Genomic DNA, 15,901 nt, shown 5'->3' on the forward strand with positions numbered 1-15,901 from the left:
TGCAGGCGGCACAAGCAAAATAGGGCGGCCGTTCGCTTCCATTTTAGAATTATGAGGTGAAGACAATGAAGTTTTTCTTATTATTTCTCGTCATTTTTCCAGCGAGTGAAATCGGTCTGTTCCTCTTGTCCGCTAATTGGATCGGTGTGCTGCCGACCGTTTTGCTGATCATTTTGACGGGATTTCTCGGGGCCGCTCTCGCCAAAAAACAAGGAATCGAAGTCTACTACAAAGTTCAGCGCGATCTTCAGTACGGAAAGATGCCTGGGGATGCGATTTTGGACGGGCTTTGTATTTTCATAGGCGGCATGCTGCTTTTGCTGCCCGGTTTTTTATCGGATATCATCGGTTTACTACTGCTGCTGCCGGCAACCCGCAGCCGTTTCAAACCGTTCATATCCCGCAAGCTGAAGAGGATGTCTGAAGGCAGGCGGATCAACATCATCAAATAACCCGATAAGCGGCAGCCCGCATGGAAAAAACAGGCTGCCGCTTATTTTTCATTTCCTTTAATAAACAGCCATATGTCTTTAAAAATACCTGTTGTAAAGAGAGCCTGAATGAGAACGAGAAGGGCGGGGCCCATGATCAATCCGAGAAAGCCAAACAATTTGAAACCGGCAAACAGCGCGATCAATGTTCCCAAAGGGTGAAGTCCGATTGACCGGCTCAAAATCTTCGGTTCGGCAAGCTGTCTGAAGACGAGCACGACGATGTACAAGATTCCGAGGCCGATCGCGAGCGGCAGCTGCTTGGAAGCTGCTAGATAGACAATCCACGGCACAAATACGGACCCTGTTCCCAAATACGGCAGCAGGTCGACCAGCCCGATCAGAAAAGCGATCGCCACAGCATGATTGACCTTTAACACGGAAAGCCCGATCAACACGAGCACCATCGTCATCGCCACTAAGGTAAGCTGGGCCTTCACAAAGCCTGCCAGCGCTCTTTTCAATTCCGCATAGACAGCCGCTGTACCCGAGATCAGCCGATCAGGAAGAACAGACCGCGCCTTGTTTTGGATTTTATGCAGATCTTTGCTGATAAAAAAAGTGGCCAGGAGCGAAAAGATCAGCACGGCCGCCATATTCGGCAGAAAGGCGAAAAAAAGGGGCACCATCTCAAGAATTTTTGAAAGAAACAAAGCGGTGCCTGAAGCGAGTTCACTGCCCAAATTTTGGACTTGTGTAATGATCGATTCCTGCTGGGCGGCTTCCAGCCCGTCAAAAAAAGCGGCCAGCTGATTATACAGCGGCATGATCTGATTCGTAAAAAACGATTCGATATAGAGAGCGGCTTTATTAAACTGGACGGGGAGTATTTTAGCCAAATAAGCCGTTCCAGAGACGATCTCGGCAACGACCAGTGTCAAAAAACCAGCGCCGGCGGTCAAAAAGCCGCACAGCACGATGCCGACATTGACGCCTCTCGGGAGACCGGTCCGCTTATCGAGCCATTCCACAAAAGGGTTGATCATGATGGCGAGAATAAGCGCAATCACAAAAGGATAGGTTAACGGAAAAGAGTAGTAGCCGACCGCTCCGCAAGCAGCGGCCAAAAACAGCACATACACTGCCCGAAGCGCAGCTGTGAGATAGGATTGGTTCAATTGTGCATCCTCCTGATATTAGAAAGCATGTCCTTATTTCATTTTATTCTTGAGTCCTGTTATTATGAGAAAGGTCATAAAAAAATGGAGTTGAATACAGCATGTTTACTCAAGCTAATTTATTTTTGATCCTGCTTTTGGCCATCGCTTTAATCGCTAAAAATCAGTCGCTGATCATCGCCGTATCGGTACTGCTTTTAATCAAGCTGATCGGACTCGATCAAAAGCTGTTTCCGGCCATCCAATCCAAAGGGATCAACTGGGGCGTTACCGTCATTACAATAGCGGTCCTTGTGCCGATTGCGACAGGAGAGATCGGCTTTAAACAGCTTGGCGAAGCGATGAAATCATATTACGCATGGATCGCACTCGGGGCGGGCATTCTCGTAGCATTGATCGCCAAAAACGGGATCACATTGCTTGCGGAAGACCCCCATATCACGACCGCTCTTGTATTTGGAACGATTTTAGCGGTCGCTTTATTCAAAGGTGTTGCCGTCGGCCCGCTCATCGGTGCCGGGATCGCCTATCTCGTCATGCAAGCCGTCCAGCATTTCACATCTTAGAAATGTGCGCAGTCCCCCCTGTTTCAGGGGGCTTTTTACTTTTAAAAAAACTTTCGTAACTAAAAAAATTTCAGCCCCGTATTTTTTTAAAAAAACATAATTGAATATAAATAACGCAGTTAAAACTACTAAAAATCTGTAAATAGAAGTCAGCTGGTGCAAAAAATAAGTAAAAAAAACTATAGTTAAACATTTAACAAATGTCTGATAATTGTTTATAATATAAATATGCTTAATCTTTATTGAGCATATCGGAGTATCGAACGGTATATAGAAACGCACGATTGTTTTATTCGAAAAACGATTTAATGTAAGCATTTTCTTTTTGGATTAAAGAAGATGTATACATCATGCGTTGTTTTTACTCCTGGGTTTTGGTTTAATTTTAAAAGGGGAAATTTTTAAAAAAGGGAGAGATGAGTATGACAGCAACACGCGGCCTTGAAGGGGTAGTCGCCACTACATCATCAGTAAGTTCAATTATTGATGATACTCTTACATATGTAGGGTATAACATCGATGATTTGACAGAAAAAGCTAGCTTTGAAGAAGTTGTTTATCTGCTTTGGCATTTAAAGCTGCCGAACAAAGAGGAGCTTGCCGAGCTTAAAAAACAGCTTTCTGAAAATGCCGGTATCCCCACAGAAGTCATTGACCATTTCAAATCCTACTCGAATGGAAAAGTCCACCCGATGGCAGCTCTTCGGACAGCCGTTTCTTTACTCGGGCTGTTTGACGAAGAAGCAGATCAAATGGATGCGGAAGCAAACTACAGAAAAGCGGTGCGTCTCCAAGCGAAGATGCCTGCGCTTGTCGCTGCTTTTTCAAGAATCCGCAAAGGGCTCGAGCCGATTGAGCCGAATCCGGAACTCGGTTTTGCCGCCAACTTTCTCTACATGCTGAATGGAAAAGAACCTTCACCTGTTGAAGTGGAAGCGTTTGACAAAGCTTTGATTCTGCATGCGGATCATGAGCTGAACGCATCTACGTTCACAGCCAGAGTATGCGTCGCGACGCTTTCAGACGTCTACTCAGGGATAACGGCCGCAATCGGGGCCTTGAAAGGTCCGCTTCACGGCGGAGCAAACGAAGCAGTTATGAAAATGCTTTCAGAGATTGGCGAGGTCGAAAACGTAGATTCATATATTCACGCCAAGCTTGAAAAGAAAGAAAAGATCATGGGATTCGGCCACCGCGTATACCGCCAGGGCGATCCCCGCGCAAAACATTTGAAGGAAATGAGCAGACGTTTGACGAATTTAACGGGTGAAAGCAAATGGTATGAGATTTCAGAGCGGACTGAGGAAATCGTCACGTCTCAGAAAAAGCTGCCGCCAAACGTAGACTTTTATTCTGCGTCGGTTTATCATAGCTTAGGAATCGACCATGATCTGTTTACACCGATTTTTGCGATCAGCAGGGTATCAGGCTGGCTCGCTCACATTCTTGAACAGTATGAAAATAACCGCCTGATTCGTCCGCGGGCTGACTACACCGGCCCTGACATGCAGACGTTCATTCCGATTGAAGAAAGAAGCTGACAGTTTGAAAAGAGGCTGCTCAAGCTTCGTTCGGCCGGCCTCTTAACGACTTTTCTAAGGAAACAATGAATTAATGAATCTATGAAAAAACATGTTTGTCCCCCGCCAAAGGGGGAAACAAATGTTTTTCTATATTGAAGAATTACATATTATGGGAGGTTTTATTGTGGCACAAGGCGAAAAAATTACAGTCTCCGGCGGAGTATTAAACGTTCCAAACAACCCGGTTATCCCGTTTATTGAAGGGGACGGAACAGGTCCTGATATTTGGAGAGCAGCTTCCAGGGTTCTTGAAGCGGCTGTGGAGAAAGCGTATAACGGCGAAAAGGAAATCACTTGGAAAGAGGTCTACGCCGGGGAAAAAGCGTACAACAAAACAGGCGAATGGCTTCCTGAAGAAACGCTTGATACGATCCGCGAATACCTGATCGCGATTAAAGGTCCTTTAACAACTCCTGTAGGCGGCGGAATCCGCTCATTAAACGTAGCGCTCAGACAAGAGCTTGACTTGTTTACATGCCTGCGTCCTGTCCGCTATTTCACAGGCGTTCCTTCACCGGTTAAGCGCCCTGAAGATACGGATATGGTTATCTTCCGCGAAAATACTGAAGATATCTACGCCGGTATCGAGTACGCGAAAGGCTCTGAAGAAGTTCAAAAGCTGATTTCATTCCTGAAGAACGAGCTTGGCGTTAACAAGATCCGCTTCCCTGAAACATCAGGCATCGGCATCAAGCCGGTTTCTGAAGAAGGGACATCAAGGCTTGTCAGAGCTGCGATCGAGTATGCAATCGAGCACGGCCGCAAATCTGTGACGCTCGTCCATAAAGGAAACATCATGAAATTCACGGAAGGCGCCTTTAAAAACTGGGGCTATGAAGTGGCTGAAAAAGAATTCGGCGATAAAGTATTCACATGGGCCGAATATGACCGCATCGCTGAAAAAGACGGCAAAGACGCTGCAAACAAAGCGCAAAGCGAAGCTGAAGCGGCCGGCAAAATCATCATCAAAGACAGCATCGCTGACATCTTCCTGCAGCAGATTCTGACCCGCCCTGCCGAGTTTGATGTTGTGGCGACAATGAACCTGAACGGGGACTACATTTCAGATGCGCTTGCTGCCCAAGTCGGCGGAATCGGCATCGCACCTGGAGCAAACATCAACTATGAGACAGGACATGCCATCTTTGAGGCGACACATGGTACAGCTCCTAAATATGCCGGCCTTGACAAAGTAAACCCGTCTTCCGTCATCCTATCCGGCGTGCTGCTTCTTGAGCATTTGGGCTGGAATGAAGCTGCCGACCTTGTGATTAAATCAATGGAGAAAACAATTGCATCCAAAGTCGTCACATACGATTTCGCTCGTTTGATGGACGGCGCGACTGAAGTCAAATGCTCTGAATTCGGTGATGAGCTTATCAAAAACATGTCTTAAACGGCTGTTTTGGGGTAAAACAAACAACAATTAAAAGGGGTAGAAAAAATGGGAAAGAAGCGAAATAAAGTATCTGTCATCGGAGCGGGTTTTACAGGTGCAACAACTGCGTTTTTAACGGCTCAAAAAGAATTGGCTGACGTCGTGCTAGTCGACATTCCGCAGCTTGAAAACCCTACAAAAGGGAAAGCGCTCGATATGCTGGAAGCGAGCCCTGTCCAAGGATTTGACGCGAATATTACAGGAACGGCAAACTATGAAGATACGGCTGGTTCAGATATCGTCGTCATCACGGCGGGGATCGCGAGAAAGCCGGGAATGAGCCGGGACGACCTCGTGGCTACAAATGAAAAGATCATGAGGAGTGTAACAAAGGAAGTTGTTAAATACTCACCTGATTGTATCATCATCGTTCTGACAAACCCTGTAGATGCGATGACATACGCTGTCTATAAAGAATCGGGCTTCCCGAAAGAGCGGGTCATCGGCCAGTCAGGAATTTTGGATACGGCGAGATTCAGAACGTTTGTCGCTCAAGAGCTAAACCTTTCCGTCAAAGACATTACAGGTTTTGTACTGGGCGGACACGGGGATGACATGGTTCCGCTCGTTCGCTACTCTTATGCAGGCGGCATTCCGCTTGAAACGCTTCTTCCGAAAGACCGGATCGATGCGATTGTTGAAAGAACGAGAAAAGGCGGGGGAGAAATTGTCAACCTGTTAGGAAACGGAAGCGCGTATTATGCGCCGGCCGCTTCCCTGACAGAAATGGTTGAAGCGATCTTAAAAGACCAGCGCCGCGTGCTGCCGACCATTGCCTACCTTGAAGGCGAATACGGCTATGAAGGCATTTATCTCGGCGTTCCGACGATTATCGGCGGAAACGGTCTCGAACAGATCATTGAACTTGAACTGACTGAAACTGAAAAAAGTCAGCTTGATCGATCCGTTGAATCAGTCAAAAACGTCATGAAAGTATTATCATAAAGAAAACGGCAGGGAGGCTTTAGACAAGCCTTCCTGTTTTTGAATGCGAACCTTTTTACATAACACCGTATGAAAATCAAGACATAAACACGGGCTGTCAGCATATACCTAATCATAATCATCTGCCCGGACATTTTCATTCTTTTTGATGGAAGCATTCCATCGCTTAAAACAGCGGCTTATGGCCGAAAAAGAGAGATTTTAGGCAAAACACTGAAAAATCAAATTGTCGAACGGATAGGCTTTCGTTAAAATAGGAGTGAAAACGTTTATTTAACAAAAGATAGAGAAAGAGATGTCGGGGAAATCTGAAGCCTGGAGGCATGTCATGAGCAAAAAGATATTAGTTGTAGATGATGAGGAATCGATTGTTACCCTTCTAAAATATAACCTTGAACGGTCGGGCTATCATGTGGTGACCGCCATGGACGGAGAAGCCGGCTTGTTAAAGGCGATTGAAGAGAAGCCGGATCTGATCGTGCTCGATCTGATGCTCCCTAAAATGGACGGCATTGAAGTATGCAAGGAACTCAGACAGAAGAAGCTGATGTATCCGATTTTGATGCTGACCGCAAAGGATGATGAATTTGATAAAGTACTCGGTCTCGAGCTGGGTGCCGATGACTATATGACGAAGCCGTTCAGCCCGAGAGAGGTGACGGCAAGGGTTAAAGCGATTTTAAGAAGAACACAGACGCTGTCCGTTCAGCCGGAGGAAACGGAAGAACAGGATGCAGGCGAACTGATCATAGGCGAACTGAAAATACTGCCTGAACATTATGAGGTTTACTTTCAAAACGAACGCCTCGAGCTAACGCCGAAGGAATTCGAACTCCTTTTATATTTGGGACGGCATAAAGGGAGGGTGCTGACGAGAGATCTTCTTCTCAACGCTGTCTGGAACTACGACTTTGCAGGCGATACGCGCATCGTCGATGTCCATATCAGCCACCTTCGCGATAAGATTGAAAAAAATACAAAAAAACCGGAATACATTAAAACAATCAGAGGTCTTGGCTACAAAATGGAGGAGCCGAAACTGAATGATTAAATTCCGGACCCGGCTTTTAGCTGCCCTGCTGACGCTTTTGATTCTCGTATTTGCTTCACTCGGTTTTCTGCTCGTTCACTTGTTTCACTCCTCTTACGATGCCAAACTGAGCAGCCATATTGAAAAAGAGGCCGCTTTGATCGCTTCATTGGCAAATCGTGAAAACATGAAATCTTCGGAGCAAGGAGCCATTTTAGAGAAGGCAAGCCGTGAACTGGACAGTCATGTATCGCTGGTTGATACAAAAGGTCAGGTTCTTTTTCATTTTGGGGGCCGCGCCGAAGATCAATCCGTTATCAAAGAAGCGCTTGAAGCGGATTTAAACGGTGAAGGAGGAGGCTTCAGAATCAACCCTGATAACGAGTCCGTTTACCGTTACGTGCAGCCGCTGAAAGAAGACGGGAATGTGAAAGGATATATTCTGATCAGCACTCCTGCCGATTCACTGCAAGACATCAATCAAAAGATCTGGATTCTCCTCGGCGTGAGCCTTGGAACGGCTTTTTTGATCATCGCCGGGCTTGGGGCGAGAATTACCTCTCAATATACGAATCCGATTGAGTCTGCGACACAAGTGGCGATTGAGCTTGCCAAAGGAAACTATAAAGCAAGGACATTCAACGAAGATGAAACGATGCTGAGCCAGTCCATCAATATGCTGGCGCAGAATCTCCAGGATATGACAAGAGCCCAGGAAATGCAGCGCGACCGTCTGCAAACCGTCATTGAAAATATCGATTCAGGTCTGATCTTAATCGACGGAAAGGGTTATATTCACCTTGTGAACCGCGCTTATCAAAAGCAATTTCACGTAGAAGCTGATCAGCTTCTTTACCATTTCTATCATGAAGTGCTCGAACACGAAGAGATCATTAATCTCATTGAAGAAATTTTTATGACGGAAACAAAGGTCCGTAAAATGTTTAAACTGCCGATCAAAATTGAAAGAAGGTATTTTGAAGTCGACGGAGTTCCGATTATCGGCATCAATGATGAGTGGAAGGGCATTGTTCTCGTTTTCCATGACATGACGGAAAGAAAGCAGCTTGAAGAAATGAGGAAGGACTTTGTCGCAAATGTCTCCCACGAGCTGAAAACGCCGATTACGTCAATTAAAGGGTTCACCGAAACGCTTTTGGACGGAGCGATGAATGAACGGGAGACGCTGTTGCAGTTTCTATCGATCATCTTAAAAGAGAGCAGCCGTCTGCAAACCTTGATCCAGGACCTGTTGGATCTGTCGAAAATCGAACAGCAAAACTTCACCCTGAATATTCAAAATTGCAATATTGGTGAAATCCTCGCTGAAATTGAAATGCTTATGAAGAATAAAGCGGAGGAAAAAGGAATCACCTTGACCCTGGAAAAGCCGGATAAGCCGGCCGTTGCTTCCGGAGACCCGCACAGACTAAAGCAGATCTTTTTGAATTTGGTCAACAATGCGCTCACATATACGCCTGAAGATGGAAACGTGACGATTTCGGCTGATGTTCTGGAAGATGCAGTGCAAGTTAAAGTGAAGGATACGGGTATCGGGATCAAGCGGTCCGAAATCCCGAGGATATTCGAACGGTTCTACCGGATCGATAAAGACAGGAGCAGAAATTCAGGAGGAACCGGTCTCGGCCTTGCGATCGTCAAGCATTTAGTCGAAGCCCACCACGGTGAAATCGACGTCGAAAGCGAGCGGGGAAAAGGCACCGAATTCACGGTCCGCTTAAAACGCGCCTCCGAGTAGCTTCCTTTAGCAAACTTTACAAAGGCTTAACAACTTTTATATATATGGTTAAAACTTGGCTGATAGGATCATTAGTGAACCCCTTCATCCAAGGAGCCATATGGACGGACGCGATCAACAACGCGTCCCTTTTTTTATTTTCTGCGAAATCACTCTCATTTTCCTTTCAAAATGAACTTTGCTAAAATAAAATAAGCAAATATGATCACGAAGTTGAATGGAAGCTGACGAATCGGCTCCTTAGGAGGATAAAGATGACTGAAAGAAAAAAATTAGTATTGGTTGACGGAAACAGCCTGGCTTACCGTGCGTTTTTCGCTCTGCCTCTTCTCAGCAATGAAAAAGGGATACATACAAACGCTGTGTACGGATTTACCACGATTTTAATGAAGATGCTTGAAGAAGAAAAACCGACCCACATGCTCGTTGCTTTTGATGCGGGGAAAACGACATTCAGACATAAAACGTTTAAAGAATATAAAGGCGGCAGACAAAAAACGCCGCCCGAGCTGTCCGAGCAGCTGCCGTTTATCCGCGAGCTCCTCGACGCCTATCAAATCTCAAGGTATGAGCTTGAAAACTATGAGGCCGATGATATTATCGGCACCCTTGCCAAATCAGCGGAAAAAGACGGATTTGAAGTGAAGATTTTTTCCGGCGACAAGGATCTGACACAGCTGGCTACAGAAGGAACGACGGTCGCCATCACAAAAAAGGGCATTACAGATGTCGAATACTATACGCCTGAACATGTCCGGGAAAAATACGGACTTACCCCTGAACAGATCATTGATATGAAAGGGCTGATGGGAGACTCATCAGACAATATTCCAGGCGTGCCGGGCGTCGGCGAAAAGACGGCGATCAAGCTTTTGAAACAGTTCCATACAGTAGAGGAGCTGCTGTCGTCAATAGAGGAAGTCAGCGGAAAAAAACTGAAAGAGAAGCTTGAAGAATTTAAAGAACAGGCTTTAATGAGCAAAGAGCTTGCGACGATTACGACAGAAGCGCCGCTTGAAGTCACCCTCGATTCCCTCGGATACGAAGGTTTTGACAGGGAAGCGGTCGTCAAGCTTTTTAAAGATCTTGGCTTTAACTCTTTGCTCGAAAGGATTGGCGAAGAGCCGGGAGAAAAAGAAGAAGAACAGTTTGAAGAGATCAACGTCAAGATCAAAACAGACATCACGGATGACTTGTTTGCGTCACCGGCTTCACTCGTTGTTGAACAGCTCGGCGACAATTATCACGAGGCGCCGATCCTCGGTTTTTCGATCGTCAACGAACATGGCGCTTTTTTCATTCCGGAAGAGGCGGCTGTTCAGTCGGACCGTTTTAAAGAATGGGCCGAAGATGAGTCGAAAAAGAAATGGGTGTTTGATGCAAAACGCGCGGCGGTCGCTTTGCGCTGGCGGGGCATCGAACTGAAAGGCGCAGAATTTGACGTTCTTCTTGCGGCCTATATCATCAATCCGGGACACTCCTACGATGATGTGGCAAGCGTTGCGAAAGAACATCAATTACACATCGTTGCAGCAGATGAAGCGGTCTACGGAAAAGGTGCGAAACAGGCCGTTCCGGATGAGAAGGAGCTTGCCGACCATTTAGCCAGAAAAGCGAAGGCGATATCGCTGCTGCGCGAAAAGCTCCTTGATGAATTGGAGAAAAACGAGCAGCTCGATCTGTTTGAAGCGCTCGAAATGCCACTCGCTCACATTCTCGGTGAAATGGAATCGATCGGTGTCCAAGTCAATGTCGACAGACTGAAAAAAATGGGTGAAGAACTGTCCGCCAAATTAGCGGAATACGAGAAAAAAATCCACGAGTCAGCAGGTGAAACCTTCAACATCAATTCACCAAAGCAGCTCGGTGTGATTTTGTTTGAAAAGCTCGGGCTGCCTGCCGTCAAAAAAACAAAAACGGGCTATTCGACTTCAGCCGATGTGCTGGAAAAGCTGCGCGACAAACACGTCATTATCGAAGATATCCTGCACTACAGACAAATTGGCAAGCTCCAGTCCACATACGTTGAAGGGCTTTTAAAAGTGATCAAAAAAGACAGCCATAAAGTGCATACCCGCTTTAATCAAGCTTTAACACAGACGGGAAGGCTCAGCTCAACCGATCCGAATCTGCAAAATATACCGATCCGCCTTGAGGAAGGCCGCAAGATCCGCCAGGCGTTTGTACCTTCGCAAAAAGGCTGGCTCATATTTGCGGCGGATTACTCCCAGATCGAACTGAGGGTTCTCGCCCATATTTCAAAGGATAAAAATTTGATTGAAGCGTTCACGAACGATATGGACGTTCACACGAAAACGGCGATGGATGTTTTTCATGTATCAGAAGAAGAAGTCACCCCTGCGATGAGAAGACAGGCGAAAGCCGTCAATTTCGGAATCGTCTACGGAATCAGCGACTACGGCTTGTCGCAAAACCTGGGAATTACAAGAAAGGAAGCGGCCGCGTTTATTGAGCGCTATTTCCACAGCTTCCAGGGAGTCAAAGAATATATGGAAGAGACCGTTCAAGAAGCGAAACAGAGGGGCTATGTAACGACTCTTTTAAGCCGGAGGCGGTATATCCCTGAATTGACGAGCCGGAATTTCAATCTGCGCAGCTTTGCCGAACGGACGGCAATGAACACGCCGATCCAGGGAAGTGCCGCAGATATTATTAAAAAAGCGATGATCGACATGGCGGACAAGCTAAAAGAAAAAAATCTCCAGGCCAAACTGCTGCTGCAGGTTCATGACGAATTGATTTTTGAAGCGCCTGAAGACGAAATCAAAGTGCTTGAAAAACTGGTTCCTGAAGTAATGGAACACGCATTGGAGCTCGATGTTCCGCTGAAAGTGGACTGCTCTTCAGGGCCTTCATGGTACGATGCAAAATAGAGAAAAGGAAGTGATGATGTGCCGGAATTACCAGAAGTCGAAACGGTCCGGCGCACTCTTGCCGGACTTGTAAGAGGGAAAACGATCGATGCGGTTGAGGTTAGATGGACAAATATTATTAAACGGCCGGCGGAGCCTGAGGAATTCGCAAGGCTCCTGGCCGGTCAGACGATTCAGTCGATCGGAAGAAGGGGAAAATTCCTGTTGTTTCATCTTGATGACTGTGTCATGGTTTCCCATTTGAGAATGGAAGGAAAGTATGGGCTTCATCAAAACGATGAACCACTTGATAAACATGTGCACGTCATTTTCAGGTTCACGGACGGAAGCGAGCTGCGCTACCGGGATGTCAGAAAGTTCGGCACGATGCATTTGTTTAAACCGGGAGAAGAACTGACGGAGCTGCCTCTCAGGCAGCTCGGGCCCGAGCCTTTCAGCGGCGAATTTACAGCCGGTTATTTAAGAGAGCGCTTAAAGAAAACAAACCGCTCGGTGAAAACCGCACTGCTCGATCAGCGGACAGTGGTCGGACTGGGCAATATTTATGTTGACGAGGCTTTGTTCAGAGCCGGTATCCATCCCGAGACAACAGCGAACAAGCTCACAAAAAAACAGACGGTTCTTCTCCATGAAGAGATCGTTCAAACGTTAAAGGAAGCTGTTGAAGCAGGGGGAAGCACAGTCAGATCTTACATCAATTCACAAGGTGAAATCGGCATGTTCCAGCTCAAACTTTTCGTTTACGGCCGGAAAGATGAACCTTGTAAAAAGTGCGGATCTCCAATTGAAAAAACAGTCGTTGGCGGAAGGGGCACTCATTTTTGCATAAAGTGCCAAAAAAAATGACAATCGCATAAAAGGGACAACAGCAAGCCGTATCATGGTTCAAGCTGTCGGTGCATACGCTCCAAATAGCTGTTAAAAGCAGGCTTTAAGGTGTGATGTTTCTTTTTTAGGTGAACAACACACGGATGGTTTTCTTCTTTCATATATATAAGAAGCCTAGAAAGCTGCCTTTAGGCTGCATGACTTACACCGCTCGCATCAACAGAAAGGAAGAGCCTGATATGATGTTTGCATCTTTCTTGCTGCTGGCATTCGCCGTCAGCTTGGACAGTTTTTCAGTCGGATTTACTTACGGATTGCGAAAGATGAAAATCCCATTTAAAGCGATTTTGATTATTGCTTTTTGCTCTGGTGCCGTGATGTATATTGCCATGATGATCGGAACCCTTTTGGCGAAATTCCTGCCCGTTGTCGTAACAGAAAGGCTCGGAGCCGTCATATTAATGGGGATCGGCGCATGGGTGCTGTATCAGTTTTTCAGGCCGGAGAAAGAACAGGATCTCGTCTTCTCTGAAAAAACGCTCATTAACCTTGAATTGAAATCGCTCGGGATCGTGATACACATTTTAAGAAAACCGACAAGCGCCGACATTGATAAATCAGGAATCATTACCGGTATAGAAGCTTTCCTTCTCGGTTTCGCCCTCTCTATTGACGCGTTCGGCGCAGGGATCGGCGCGGCCGCGCTTGGCTTTTCCCCTGTTCCGATGAGCATTACGGTAGGTATCATGAGCTCATTGTTCGTATTTTGCGGAATACAGGCAGGCCGATTTTTATCGAAATGGAACTGGATGGATAAACTGACCTTCCTTCCCGGTATATTGCTGATTATGATCGGTATCTGGAAACTGTAAGAAGGAGGTGCAGGCCTTTGACATTGGTCATCGGATTAACCGGAGGGATTGCCAGCGGCAAGAGTACTGTCGCGCAAATGTTCCAGCAGTGCGGCATCACGGTCGTCGATGCGGACGTGATCGCAAAAGAGGCGGTTGAACAAGGGATGCCCGCTTATCAGAAAATCGCTGAGACATTTGGTCAAGGCGTGCTGCTTGAAACAGGCGATATCGACCGGAGAAAACTTGGAGAAATTGTTTTTGCTAATGAAGAAAAGAGGCTGCAGTTAAATGCGATCGTCCATCCAGAAGTGAGAAAAATGATGATCAAACAGCGCGACGAAGCCATAAGGGCCGGTGAACGGTTTGTTGTTCTTGATATTCCGCTTTTATATGAAAGCGGGCTTGAACATTTGACAGATAAAGTGATCGTCGTCTGGGTGCCGAAGGAGCTTCAGCTTGAGCGGCTGATGAAAAGAAACCGGTTCAATGAAGACGAGGCGCTGAACAGAATTCACGCCCAGCATTCTCTTGACGAAAAGAAGAAAAGGGCAGACGCGGTCATCGATAACAGCGGCAGTCTGAAAGATACAGAAGCGCAGCTTCATCAGCTGCTTGATACATGGTCAAATACTGAAAAGTGAGCGCAATGTCGCGCTCACTTTTTTTATTAGTCATTTTTAAACTGGCTGTAATTTGCATAATACAGAGCGGTGCGCTGCGCACCTGCATACCGTTCAGCAAATACTTTGGCATTGCCGGCCTTCATCGTCCGATAGCTGTAGTTGGATGAAGGTCTCCAGCTTGTCTCAGGCGATTTCTGCCCCTTTATCGCCGGATATGACCCGACATCTTTAAACGAGCCGTCTCCGTAATCATCAAGTATGCCTTTTTCGCTGCCCGTGCCGAAGTAATTGGCTTCAGAATATATTTTCGCCAATGTCGTAATCGTGAAGCCGAGGTGGTAATTGTTAATATAATTGTTTTTCGCGTGAAAATAGCCGTAACGCATCAACCCGGGCGCCCTGACGTAAAGATTCTCAAAGCGATTGTGGCTGATCGTCATCCGCGGATAGCCATTATATATACTGTGGTATTGCTTATCATCTTGGGGCCAGCCGAGAATCAGGCCGTACCTGTGGTCTGTAAATGTGCTGTGAGACAGTGTGACGTAATCGGCTTTAGCCCCGACGTATAAGAGCTTGTCAAGATCGTGGCCGTTTGCCGAATAGCTGTGGCCCTGGAATGTGACATGGTCAATCCAGTAGTTTCTCGAATCGGTAATATAAACAGGGATGTCATTGTTTTCATTTATGGATGCATCATGTGCAATGACCAGGTTTTTGAAAATAACGTTGCCAGAGTCAGCTTTTGTTTTAAAGTAAACGTTGTTCAGCTTATGTTTTTCATACGAGCCGATGATTGTTTTATTGGCGCCAACCGTTAATACCGTTTTGGCTGAAGCGCCGATATTGCTGGAGACAACAATCGTGCGGGGCGTTGAACCTTCAATATTGGTCTTCAGTTCGCCCAGATTGTTAACATAGACGACTTTTCCAAGCAGGCCGCCGCTTGTGCCTGTTTTCTGCTTGCCGTTCGTTTCCTTTGCATAGCCGGCGAAACCTTCGAGCCCGTCGCTTGGAAGCTTCCACTTTTGGAGGGAGCTGCCCGTGTATTTGGCAAGCTTCACTCCACTGCCGTCCAGTGTCAGTGCAAGGCTGTTGTTTTGTGCACTGACAATTTTATACGTGATAAAATCTCCGTTTCCATCTTTGTCAGCCCCGATGATGTTCCACAACTCTTCCTTCCGAGAATTGTCATAGTAGACCACAGCCGGATTATGATCTGACAGTGCGTAATGGGCAGGGATGATAATTTTACCGCTATCCATATTTCTGATTTTGAATTGTTTGCCGTCAGACGTATCCAGCCTCCATCTTTCTTCTTTTTCCCCGCTCGTCTGTTTTGTTGTTAGCGGTGCGTTGTCTTGATTCCCGGCGGGTGTGATGTTTAAGCCTGATGAGCTTTCCAGCCTGATCATCTGTTTCGGATAATCTTCGTTTGCCGCAGAAGCAGCGACTGTACCTAATAAAAAATAAATGCTGGCCGCAGCCAAAAAAGAAATGATAAAAGATGTGTTTTTGATGAGTTTCATGGTTGTCCTTCCTTGAAGACACTGCCTTCTGTCGGTAAAAATTTAGCGCTGTTGGAAATTGTAGCACTAAAGATGTATTTGAAATATATGCTTTAGGGATGATTTTTTTTAGTCTTTTGTTCACGATTTCACATAAGTGCGTAAATTTGCTATAAAAGCAACAAATGGTATGGCTAATTAAAAATAATGTGTTATACTTATTTTGAATAAATCATGATGTGGAATGACATAAAATAAGGGGTG

General features: G+C 46.2%; 13 protein-coding genes. 11 read left to right on the forward strand and 2 right to left on the reverse strand.

Annotated elements, in window-relative coordinates:
* Window positions 1-65: 65 nt before the first annotated feature.
* On the forward strand, window positions 66-452 hold the full coding sequence (locus H2R00_RS00065) for an FxsA family protein (protein WP_020452559.1): 387 nt from the start codon (window positions 66-68) through the stop codon (window positions 450-452).
* 41 nt (window positions 453-493) lie between these two features.
* Here the strand turns inward: H2R00_RS00065 and ytvI are convergent, their stop codons facing one another.
* Window positions 494-1,609: a sporulation integral membrane protein YtvI gene (gene ytvI / locus H2R00_RS00070; protein ID WP_182070237.1), complete on the reverse strand. Its 1,116-nt coding sequence runs from the start codon at window positions 1,607-1,609 to the stop codon at window positions 494-496.
* Window positions 1,610-1,710: 101 nt separating this feature from the next.
* Between ytvI and H2R00_RS00075 the strand changes: the two genes are divergently transcribed.
* The 10 genes from H2R00_RS00075 to coaE all read left to right on the forward strand — a co-directional run bounded on the left by H2R00_RS00075 (window position 1,711) and on the right by coaE (window position 14,147).
* A complete protein-coding gene (locus H2R00_RS00075) occupies window positions 1,711-2,175 on the forward strand; it encodes a DUF441 domain-containing protein (RefSeq protein ID WP_003184322.1) in 465 nt (154 codons plus the stop codon).
* 422 nt (window positions 2,176-2,597) lie between these two features.
* Window positions 2,598-3,716, forward strand: coding sequence for a citrate synthase (citZ, locus tag H2R00_RS00080; RefSeq protein ID WP_043926584.1), 1,119 nt, complete (start codon window positions 2,598-2,600; stop codon window positions 3,714-3,716).
* Window positions 3,717-3,882: 166 nt separating this feature from the next.
* Window positions 3,883-5,154 (forward strand): NADP-dependent isocitrate dehydrogenase, encoded by a 1,272-nt coding sequence (icd, locus tag H2R00_RS00085; RefSeq protein WP_023855485.1) that lies wholly within the window; start codon window positions 3,883-3,885, stop codon window positions 5,152-5,154.
* A 48-nt stretch (window positions 5,155-5,202) separates the two neighbouring features.
* On the forward strand, window positions 5,203-6,141 hold the full coding sequence (mdh, locus tag H2R00_RS00090; RefSeq protein WP_154999322.1) for a malate dehydrogenase: 939 nt from the start codon (window positions 5,203-5,205) through the stop codon (window positions 6,139-6,141).
* A 328-nt stretch (window positions 6,142-6,469) separates the two neighbouring features.
* On the forward strand, window positions 6,470-7,192 hold the full coding sequence (locus H2R00_RS00095) for a response regulator transcription factor (protein ID WP_154999321.1): 723 nt from the start codon (window positions 6,470-6,472) through the stop codon (window positions 7,190-7,192).
* The gene (gene pnpS / locus H2R00_RS00100) at window positions 7,185-8,930 is read left to right on the forward strand and encodes a two-component system histidine kinase PnpS (RefSeq protein ID WP_182070238.1); all 1,746 of its coding nucleotides are present in this window, start codon (window positions 7,185-7,187) and stop codon (window positions 8,928-8,930) included. Before H2R00_RS00095 ends, pnpS begins: the two co-directional genes overlap by 8 nt.
* A 254-nt stretch (window positions 8,931-9,184) precedes the next feature.
* Window positions 9,185-11,824, forward strand: a complete 2,640-nt coding sequence (polA, locus tag H2R00_RS00105) for a DNA polymerase I (protein ID WP_154999123.1) — start codon at window positions 9,185-9,187, stop codon at window positions 11,822-11,824.
* 18 nt (window positions 11,825-11,842) lie between these two features.
* Complete coding sequence (mutM, locus tag H2R00_RS00110; RefSeq protein ID WP_182070239.1) at window positions 11,843-12,670, forward strand: DNA-formamidopyrimidine glycosylase; 828 nt, start codon at window positions 11,843-11,845, stop codon at window positions 12,668-12,670.
* 221 nt (window positions 12,671-12,891) lie between these two features.
* A complete protein-coding gene (gene ytaF / locus H2R00_RS00115) occupies window positions 12,892-13,524 on the forward strand; it encodes a sporulation membrane protein YtaF (protein ID WP_025807578.1) in 633 nt (210 codons plus the stop codon).
* A 17-nt stretch (window positions 13,525-13,541) separates the two neighbouring features.
* Entirely contained in the window at window positions 13,542-14,147 is a 606-nt protein-coding gene (gene coaE / locus H2R00_RS00120; RefSeq protein WP_154999125.1) for a dephospho-CoA kinase, read from the forward strand.
* Between the two features lie 26 nt (window positions 14,148-14,173).
* Here coaE and H2R00_RS00125 read toward each other — a convergent pair whose 3' ends face one another.
* On the reverse strand, window positions 14,174-15,658 hold the full coding sequence (locus tag H2R00_RS00125) for a pectate lyase family protein (protein WP_182070240.1): 1,485 nt from the start codon (window positions 15,656-15,658) through the stop codon (window positions 14,174-14,176).
* Between the last annotated feature and the right edge of the window lie 243 nt (window positions 15,659-15,901).

It is taken from the genome of Bacillus haynesii (genome assembly GCF_014042035.1).
Lineage (GTDB): Bacteria > Bacillota > Bacilli > Bacillales > Bacillaceae > Bacillus > Bacillus haynesii.

Coding starts and splice junctions, on each gene's coding strand:
- H2R00_RS00065 (WP_020452559.1), top strand. CDS start 66: ATGAAGTTTTTCTTATTATTTCTCGTCATTTTTCCAGCGAGTGAAATC.
- H2R00_RS00075 (WP_003184322.1), top strand. CDS start 1,711: ATGTTTACTCAAGCTAATTTATTTTTGATCCTGCTTTTGGCCATCGCT.
- citZ (WP_043926584.1), top strand. CDS start 2,598: ATGACAGCAACACGCGGCCTTGAAGGGGTAGTCGCCACTACATCATCA.
- mdh (WP_154999322.1), top strand. CDS start 5,203: ATGGGAAAGAAGCGAAATAAAGTATCTGTCATCGGAGCGGGTTTTACA.
- H2R00_RS00095 (WP_154999321.1), top strand. CDS start 6,470: ATGAGCAAAAAGATATTAGTTGTAGATGATGAGGAATCGATTGTTACC.
- pnpS (WP_182070238.1), top strand. CDS start 7,185: ATGATTAAATTCCGGACCCGGCTTTTAGCTGCCCTGCTGACGCTTTTG.
- polA (WP_154999123.1), top strand. CDS start 9,185: ATGACTGAAAGAAAAAAATTAGTATTGGTTGACGGAAACAGCCTGGCT.
- ytaF (WP_025807578.1), top strand. CDS start 12,892: ATGATGTTTGCATCTTTCTTGCTGCTGGCATTCGCCGTCAGCTTGGAC.
- H2R00_RS00125 (WP_182070240.1), bottom strand. CDS start 15,658: ATGAAACTCATCAAAAACACATCTTTTATCATTTCTTTTTTGGCTGCG.